The following is a 2384-nucleotide window of genomic DNA, read 5'->3' as shown; positions in this document are numbered from 1 at the left end:
TGATTACGGCCAGCTAAACGTACCATTAACGCCATCTTTTTTACCAATGAATGACAGAGTTTTTACCACCCACTGCCAACCTCATTACCAGCTACTAAATCCCTTTAGCCTAATAAAATTATTAGACTAAAGGGATTATTATATTTAACTCAGAATGTGGAGCCCTTACTTACCTATTCCATACCGTTCACGCATAGATATTTCACCGTCAATCAAAATTTGATAAGAATCATGAATAATTCTATCTAAAATTGCCTCTGCAATTGTTTCGTTGCCTAATTTTGTGTGCCAGCCACTTGGATCAATCTGAGAACAAAAAATAGTAGATGCTACCTTATGACGTGATTCGGTAATCTCCAATAAAATTGTTGCCTCATCAGTTGTTAATTCAGTCAGTAACCATTCGTCTAAAATTAAAAGATTTACCTTGGCATATTTTTTAATTAGTTTACGGTAACTTCCATCTGCCGATAGTTTCGCAAGTAGAAGTTCGTCTAGCAATTCTGGCAAACGTATATATTTAACCTTGTAAAATTGGCGACAAGCAGATACCCCAAATGCAGTCGCTATAAATGATTTGCCAGAACCTGTTGGCCCTTTGAGTATGATATTATGACAATCGTGTATATAAACACCATTTGCTAGTTTAAGGATCAAATCTTTGTCTAATCTACGATCTTCATAATACTCGATATTCTCAATACAGGCCTTAGAATCTATAAATGTTGCTGATTTAATTAATCTTTGAAGTTTATTGCTCTTACGTCGTGAGTATTCCAAATCAACAAGCAATGATAGACGCTCCTCAAAATCCATCTTCTGAAATTCTTTATTTCCTAACTGCTCTTTGTAAGCTTCCATCATACCCGTAAGTTTCATCTCATATAATTTATTTAAGGTTTGTTCATTCATTACTCGTCTCCCCCTCCATAATAACTAGCTCCTCGTATGAAGCCATAACTATTTTCACTTACTTCCTTCTTATGCTTTAATGTTTTTTCAGCATCATTTTTCTTGTTGTTTTTCAAAAGCATTTGAACACTCTTAACAGTGGGGCGTTTAGTTGCCGAAACTACCATTTTACAAGCTCTTTCTATTTCATATTTTGTATAATGTCTTTCAGATTTCTTTAATGAAAAAATGGACTGTAATGCTAATTTTTCAGTTTGATATGTGTCTAAAATATATTGGATGACAGTTGAAGTTGAAGGACCTATATTTTCAGCCCATTCAATTGCTGATTCTCGTGTCTGGTCTACATAAAGCTTATGGTTATCAGGCATATGATCACGAACAGTAGATAATTGACCAAACTTCCCGTATAATCGTTTATGAGAGGCTATCCGCATATGATTGAAAAATACTTCAAGAAACCTCTCTGATAGCTTCACTTCAACTTGTCTGTTGATATATTCGTATGGAACAGAATAAAACATGCTCTCGACTGAAATATGATAGTCTGGCCTCACTTTTGCTGTTCTCCATTCAGACATTTTATATGAAGTGGCTGGAAGAGGGGAAAGTGCGAATTTCTCCTCTTCCTCAAAAGCTGAAAAACGAGATCCTTTTTTTCTTGTAAAAGGTCTATGATTAAATTCATCAAGTTTCTTTCTAACTTTTTCATTTAACTCATCAATCGTAAAGCAATGTGTGTTTCTTAATGCTGCTATAATCCATGTCGAAATAGTACCGACTGACCCCTCTACACTCGGTTTATCCTTAGGTGCCTTAACGCGTGCTGGCATTACAATGGTGCCATAATGATTTGCCATTTCCTTATAGGTGGGATTTAGGACTAATTCTTTTGTTGTATGCTTTGTTACACCCGTCTTAAGATTATCTGGTACGATGATTTGTGTAACACCACCAAAATACTCATAAGCATTGTTGTGAACTGAAATCCAGGAATGCAGATCCATGGCTAATGTTGCTTCAGCATAAGATATCTGACTACATGGTAGTGTAGCTACAAAAATATATGCCTTTACTTTTTCACCAGAATCACGATCAATGATAAATACTGTAGAACCAGCCCAATCAACTTCCATAATTTCGCCTGGTTTTCTGCGGATTCGCAAGGTTGCCTTATACTTAGCTGCGTACTGACTGTAGTGACGTAAAAAACTTCTGTAGGAGTATGGGATTTTATTGTTTACCCTACATTCAGCCTCATATTCATAGTGAAGAAGAGATAATGTAACATTAGGTTTCGCTAATTCCTTATGAATATAGTCAAAGTTTAGTGGTTGCCGTCCTGATCCTTCAAATGATTTTTCAGGAAAAAGAAAGTCTTCAATCCATTTATCAGTCATTTCTTCATCCAGTGGACATACTAGTCCTTTTTCTTTGGCTAAATCAATAGTCTTCGTTACCTTTTGACGGGA

2 protein-coding genes are annotated in these 2384 nt (G+C 35.7%); both read right to left on the bottom strand.

Annotation, left to right across the window (positions count from 1 at the left end):
* Window positions 1-165: 165 nt before the first annotated feature.
* The gene (istB, locus tag Q7P22_RS13105; protein ID WP_303864856.1) at window positions 166-912 is read right to left on the bottom strand and encodes an IS21-like element helper ATPase IstB; all 747 of its coding nucleotides are present in this window, start codon (window positions 910-912) and stop codon (window positions 166-168) included.
* Window positions 912-2384, bottom strand: a 1473-nt coding sequence (gene istA / locus Q7P22_RS13100) for an IS21 family transposase (RefSeq protein WP_303864854.1), incomplete at its 5' end; no start/stop codon positions are given. The genes istB and istA, both read right to left, overlap by 1 nt.

This window comes from Alkalibaculum bacchi (assembly GCF_937875145.1).
Lineage (GTDB): Bacteria > Bacillota > Clostridia > Eubacteriales > Alkalibacteraceae > Alkalibaculum > Alkalibaculum bacchi_A.
Note: the sequence above shows the minus strand (reverse complement) of the source record. Positions and strands in the feature narration are given on the sequence as shown.

Excerpts from the sequence above, each read along its gene's own strand:
- istB (WP_303864856.1), bottom strand. The coding sequence starts at position 912 with ATGAATGAACAAACCTTAAATAAATTATATGAGATGAAACTTACGGGT.